The organism is Deltaproteobacteria bacterium, assembly GCA_003696105.1.
Lineage (GTDB): Bacteria > Myxococcota_A > Polyangia > Haliangiales > J016 > J016.
Window position 1 is genome coordinate 1 of record RFGE01000317.1, and the last position, 5,954, is coordinate 5,954.

The 5,954-nt window shown below is 69.7% G+C and carries 5 protein-coding genes; 1 reads left to right on the plus strand and 4 read right to left on the minus strand.

The window, feature by feature from the left end:
- The coding region (locus D6689_19810) for a hypothetical protein (protein ID RMH38236.1) at nt 1-678 on the minus strand (678 nt) is incomplete at its 3' end.
- On the opposite strand from D6689_19810, the gene D6689_19815 reads away from it, so the two are divergent.
- A complete protein-coding gene (locus D6689_19815) occupies nt 641-913 on the plus strand; it encodes a hypothetical protein (protein ID RMH38237.1) in 273 nt (90 codons plus the stop codon). The genes D6689_19810 and D6689_19815 overlap by 38 nt on opposite strands.
- A 215-nt stretch (nt 914-1,128) precedes the next feature.
- On the opposite strand, the gene D6689_19820 is transcribed toward D6689_19815, so the two are convergent.
- The 3 genes from D6689_19820 to D6689_19830 all read right to left on the minus strand — a co-directional run bounded on the left by D6689_19820 (nt 1,129) and on the right by D6689_19830 (nt 5,705).
- Nucleotides 1,129-2,388, minus strand: a complete 1,260-nt coding sequence (locus tag D6689_19820) for a PEGA domain-containing protein (protein RMH38238.1) — start codon at nt 2,386-2,388, stop codon at nt 1,129-1,131.
- A 105-nt stretch (nt 2,389-2,493) separates the two neighbouring features.
- Nucleotides 2,494-4,740, minus strand: coding sequence for a hypothetical protein (locus D6689_19825; GenBank protein ID RMH38239.1), 2,247 nt, complete (start codon nt 4,738-4,740; stop codon nt 2,494-2,496).
- Nucleotides 4,741-4,781: 41 nt separating this feature from the next.
- Complete coding sequence (locus D6689_19830; GenBank protein ID RMH38240.1) at nt 4,782-5,705, minus strand: hypothetical protein; 924 nt, start codon at nt 5,703-5,705, stop codon at nt 4,782-4,784.
- Nucleotides 5,706-5,954 lie beyond the last annotated feature (249 nt).

Below are 5,954 nucleotides of genomic sequence, written 5' to 3' on the forward strand. Positions count from 1 at the left end.
CCATTGCTGATCCACCTTGACATCGACCGCGATCTCCCTGCCGGTGTCGACAGTGCCGTCGCCGGTGAGCTTGTTGGTCAGTGGCGTGCGATACGCGACCCCGATGCGAAACGACCGCGACAGCTTCACCATCGCGCCGGCCGTCGCCGCCACGCCGATGCCCGACGCCGACAGCACCGCGTCGCTCGGGCGCGCCGTCGTGTCCGCGTCGAACACACCGATGCCGAGGCGGAACGCGAACCCGAGCGCCAACACGTCGTTGACCTCGTACGCGACACCGGGGACGACCTCGATCGTAAAGTTGGAGGACCGGTTGATCGCCGGGATGTCGTCGAGCGGACGCCCCTGATCGTCGACGAACCGGTCGTACTCGACCCGCCCGCCGAAAGTCGCCCACGCGCCGACGCCGAACGCGAGCCGAGACGGAACTCCATCGTCGTCGAGCCGCGATACCCAGCCGACGACCGGAACAGGTTGCTGCACGGTCGCCGACTGCGGCTGGCACGCCGCAAACTCCGGGTCCGCATCGCACTGGGCCGACATCGGCGTGTACGTGCGCGGCGCGTAGACGTACTCCGCGCCGGCGAGCACGACGGACCCGGGGATCAGCGCGATCCCCGCCGGGTTGAAGTGCAACGCAGTGGGATCGTCGGCGACCGCGACGAAGGCGCCGCCCATGCCGACGCCGCGTGCCGAGATGATGTTGGGCCGCGACAAGCCGCCGGCCCGCGGCGAGCCGGGGACCGCCGCGATGGCCGCGGCGGCCGCGGCGGCGACGCGAACGCGACGAACCAGCGGGTCACGCATCGGGAACACCGGCATCGATGGGGGCGGCGTCGGCCGGCGGTGCGTCGGCCGCCGGTGCGTCGGCCGGTGCGGCGTCCGGCGCCGGCGCCGCGTCCGCTGCGGGTGAGGCGTCCGGCTGGCGCGGGGCGTCCGGCATCGGTGCGGCGTCGGCCGCGGTCTCGCACGTCTTCGTCATCGGATTGCAGACCTCCCCCTGCGCGCGAAAGCAATCGAAATCGTCCCGGCACGACCGGTCGGGCAGACTCTCCGAGAACAGCGGGCAGCCCGCCGCGCCGAGCGCGAGCGCGACCGCGCCCGCGACGCTCGCCCGCCGCCGCGCCGTCACCAATCCACCTCCGCGGTGTAGGCCGCGGCCGCACCCGCGAGGCCGCCGTCGCCGTCCAACAGCGGCACGACCGCCATCGGCAATGGATAGCCCTCCCGCTCGGCCGGCCGCTCCTTGACGAAGAAGTAGACGCTCACGCCGAGCGCGGCGGCCGCGACCCCGTACGACGCAAGCGATGCCGCTCGCCAGGTCTGCGCCCGGTCGACCGCGTCCTCGAGGTCGGCCCGCGTGCGCACCGGGACGAACGACGTGTCGACGCCGGGCGGCCGCCGCGTCTCGGTGTCCCAGATGTCCTGCGCCTCCTCGCGCGCGGACTGTTCCCGAAACGAGAACACCACTCCGGCGCCGGTGGCGATCGCGGCCACGCCGAGGCTGATGAAGCCGCGGCGGCGATAGCGCGCCCGCTCGGCCGACCGCCGCAGGGTGACGGCCACCGTCCGTTCCTGCCCGCGAACGAACCGGACGCGCCGGCGCCACGGCTCGAACCCGGCCGCGCGCACCTCCACGGCGTACACCCCCGGTGGTCGCGCGACGCGGCCCTTCGCGTCGGCGCGAGCGGGCTCGCCGTCGACGGTCACGGTCGCTCCCGGCACGCCGACGGCGAACGACACCCAGCCGACGCGAACCTCGTCGGCGCGCGGCCGGCTGGGCGACCCCGCGCGCGCCGCGTTCGGGTCGCGCTCGAGGTCGACGTGCACGTCCTTGACGATTCCTTCTACGATGTCGACCGAGACGGTCTTCGGCAGGTAGCCCGGCGCTTCGACCGTCACGTCGGACGGGCCCGCGGCGACCGGGCGCGGCAAAAGCGGCGTCGCACCGTACTTGAGCCCGTTGATGCGCACGCTCGCTCCCTCGACGTTCGACGTCACGGCGATTGCGCCGCCGCGCGTCAGGTCGCCGTCGAACCGCGGGCGGCCGAGCGCGTCGCGGCAGTCGGCGTGGAGCTTGCGCACCGAGTCGACGTAGCGCCCGCCCTTGCTCCGCGTGAGGTACTCCTCCGCGGCCGCGAGGCAGTCCTCCCATCGCTTTTGTGCCTTCGCGACGGCCGCGAGCCACCGGTACGTGCCCGGCAGCTCGGGCTGGATCGACCTCGCCTTCTCGAGCGCCGCGCGCGCTCTCTCGAGTTCGCCGAGTTGGTACGCCTCGACCCCCTCATCGTACGCCTCGCGGTAGGCCGGCGTGACGGTCTGGGCCACGGCGCGCCCCCCGACACACAAGCAGACCGCAATCACGAGCCATCGCGCGAGGCGATCCATGGCGTCGCAGTGTAGCCCGACGGCGAGATGCCGAGCAAATCCTCGGTTCGGTCATCGCGCGCGCAGGCCAGGAATCCGCGACCGGCTCGCGCGGCCAAACACCGGCTACTGCGTCGGGTCGTCGCGGTCCGGGCGGCGCGGCCCGCCGAACTGATCCCAGCGGTTGATGTTCGGGACCACCGCCGGTCCGCGCGGCCCGCGCGGCTGGTGGACTTCGCGGATCGTCTTCGGGATCGGCTTGTTGTACTCGAGCGGCGGCGTGTCGCCGGTCTTGACGATCAGCTTGAGCGCGCCGCCCTCCTTCTTCTTGCGCTCGAACTCCTCGGTCGCGATCTGGGCGAACGCCTTGGCGTCCTTGATCTGGCGGTCCTGGATACTGGTCACGATGTACTTCTCGGCCAGCCCGAAGTTCGTCAGGTCGCCCGCGCCCAGCTTGGTGATCACGGCGCCGGTCATGATGTCGCGGTATCGCCAGGCAATGCCGGGAAACACCGTGACGACCGACGCGCCGAGCACCTGCTCCGGTTTGCCGTAGTGGTCGACGAGTCGCGCCACGTTGTCGGGCGATACCCGGTACTGAACGAACGCGACGAACCGCGTCCCCTCGCCGTCCGCCGCTTCGTACTGCTCCCAGTACTCGTTGGTCGGCTGCGCCGGGATCGCGCCGCCCGCGGTGGCCTTCAGGCTCGCCGCGACCGCGCGCCGGCCCTCTCGCACCTCGCGCTTGGCCTGCGCATAGCGGTTGGAATCCGGGTCCGTTCGCGCCTTCTCGAACTCGTTGATCTTGGCCTGCCGAGTGTCGCCGTAGATCGCCCGCACGGTGCGCGCCCAGTCCTCGTCCGCGATCTTGAGGCCGATGGCGTGGGCCAACCCCTCGAGCGCCGCCTCCTGGGCCTCGACCCGCGCGTCTTCCAGATTGTCGACGTACGACGACACGCCCACGCACGCGAGCCCGTCGGCGTCCTCGACGCAATACGACGAAAACCGCGTGTCGGACGTGATCCACGCCGGCCGCTGTTCGGCGCTGGCCTCGAGCAACCTGCCGACCTCGTCGCGCTGCCGGGCCGCCTCGGCCCGCGCGCGCCGCTGGTACTCCTGGTAGGCCCAGAACCCGCCGACCGCGAGCAGGGCAGCCACCACGGCAGCGAGAATCGCGGTGCCCGCGCCCGACCGGGGCCGCGCCGCCGCGGCCTCGGCGACCGTGGTCGCCTTCTTCTCCGGCTTGCGCTCCTGCGCGGTCTTGATGAACTTGCGGATCTTGTCGTCGAGCTCCGGTTTCGGCAGCGTCGGCAGGTGCGACAGCAGCCCCTCGGTCGCCGCGCACACCGTCGGACTCTTGCAATCCGCGCACTTCATCTCGGGCGGCGTCGCGAACTTGAGCACGTCGAAGTGCTGCTCGACGTCGATGATCTGCGACGCCGTGGTCGCGCACTTTTCGCACGAGTACGGCATGGCGAACGTGACGACCTGCGCCTTCGGACCGAGATCCTCCGGCCGGGTGAGCTTTTCGAGGAAACCGGGAGGACAGCCCACCAGGTAGATGGCGTCCGCCGCCGGGGTGATCATCTGAAGGAACCCGCGCCACTCGGCGGCGCCGGCCGGCTCGATCTTGCCGATGCCCGACACGTCGAGGATGATCACGCCTTCGAGACCCTCTGCCAGCTTCTCGCGAGGAAACGAGCCGTCGAGGTCGCCCGCGAGCTTCACGTAGGTGTTGCGGTCCTCGATGTACTTGTCGATGCGCAAACGCCGCGCCGCGTCCGACACGACGTAATTGAGCTTCGACGACAGGAACGCCGCGACCTCCGGCTCGAGATCGAACCGCTCCTGCCCGGCGATATAAAGGAAGTACGAACTCGGATCCTCGTCGAAGTACTCCGGCTCGCCGCACGACGCGCACGGGCGCTCGGGCGGCTTCATGCTCTTGATGACGTCCCAGTCGCGGTCGACCTGCATCAACACGCGGCTGTCCGTGTCGCAGTAGTCGCACCGGTACGGCGCGTAGAAGCTGAACACCTTCCCGCTGCCGGCGAAGTTGGCCACCATGTTGAGCTGGTCGACCACCTTCGGCGCGCACTCGAGCAGGATGATCTCCTCGGTGTTCTTTTCGACGGTCGTGATGAAGTCGACCCACTCGCGGATACCGAACGACGAAATCTTCTTGATGTCCGCGAGGTCGAGAATGAGCGTGCGCGCCTTGACGGTTGCGGCGATCTGTTTGCCGTGAAAGTCCTCGTCGATCGTCCCCGAGAACTTCAGGCACATGATCGCGCCGTCGGCGAACTTGTCGATGGTCAGTTTCTGGCTGTCCTGCGCGCCGCCCTCGCCTGGCTGTTGTGTCGCCGCTTCCATCGTCTGCTCCCTGCGCTGTGAACGCTACGCCTCGGTGGATCCTACGCCTCGAAATAATGGAGTGACTTCCCGCGGGTGCGGAACTCGCGGAGGTTGAGGTCGAGGTCGAACACCCCGGTCACTTCGGTCTTTTGACCGCGTACCACGTCGAAGATCATCGCCACGGTCGAGTTGTGACACACGACCATGCCGAGGCCAGCGCCGCCGTGCGACGTGTCCATCGCCCCGCCGGCGAGCCCGCGCGACAGCCCCGCAAACACGTGCTTGCGTTCGAGCCGTCCGAACGGGTCCGTCACCTGGAGGACGAGCTTCGCGCCGTCCGTCGCCAGGCGCAGCGTCGGCCGCTCCGCCTCGGGGAGCGCCAGCGCGGCCTTGCGGTCGAGCGCGTACTTGGGCTCCCCCCGCTCGTCGACCGGCGCGTCGAACATCGCGTTCATCAACATCTCGTGCGCCAGCTCGGAGAACATCTCACCGATCCGTTTCGGAACGCCCAGCCGCCCGATGAACTCGGCCACCTGATGGACGACGCGATCGCGCCCCGCCGTGTCGGCGACCTGTTGCTGAAATCCGGTGAACCCCCAATTGAGGAGCGCGCCGAACGGCGGCGCCTCTCCAGGGCGCGCGAGCCGGCGCAGCACCATCATCAGTTCCCAGTCGCGCGGCGGGCTGGCGAAGTCGGCGCGGCCGAACACGTTGCTGATCTGCGGATGCTCGACCGTGTATCGCAAGCAGCGATCGAGCGGCTCGGCCGTGAACATCATCGCGCGCAGCGACGGATTGCGCCGGATCGCCTGCACGATCACGTCGCCGTCGAATGCGTCGGCGAGCAGCACCTGCGCGCCGTCGATGTGCGGCTCGAGTTCGGCCGGGTCGCCGACGCCGATCGGATCGAAGCCCGCGCACGCCAAGAAGCGGATGAGCCGGCGGTTGACGAGCTTGTTGCGTTCCAGAACGATTGCGCGCATGAGCGTGCGCGCCGGAGCGCCCCCGGCCCGGCGCAGATTTCACTAGCGTAACAAAATTACGATTGCGCTACAATTTGTCGTTCGTGGTATTTTTCGTCGCCATGATCTGCCGGGCGTTCAGTCCACGAAGGTGGACGGTGAGGCTGTGGTTCGTGTGCGGTGTCGTTGCATGTGGGACGGCGGCCCCGGCGCAGCGCCGCGGGGACGACCCGCCCGCAGGCGATCCGCCCCGGACCCACACCCCGTCGC

Bases quoted from the DNA above. Each gene is read 5' to 3' on its own strand.
- D6689_19820 (RMH38238.1), bottom strand. From the start codon at position 2,388: ATGGATCGCCTCGCGCGATGGCTCGTGATTGCGGTCTGCTTGTGTGTC.
- D6689_19825 (RMH38239.1), bottom strand. From the start codon at position 4,740: ATGGAAGCGGCGACACAACAGCCAGGCGAGGGCGGCGCGCAGGACAGC.
- D6689_19830 (RMH38240.1), bottom strand. From the start codon at position 5,705: ATGCGCGCAATCGTTCTGGAACGCAACAAGCTCGTCAACCGCCGGCTC.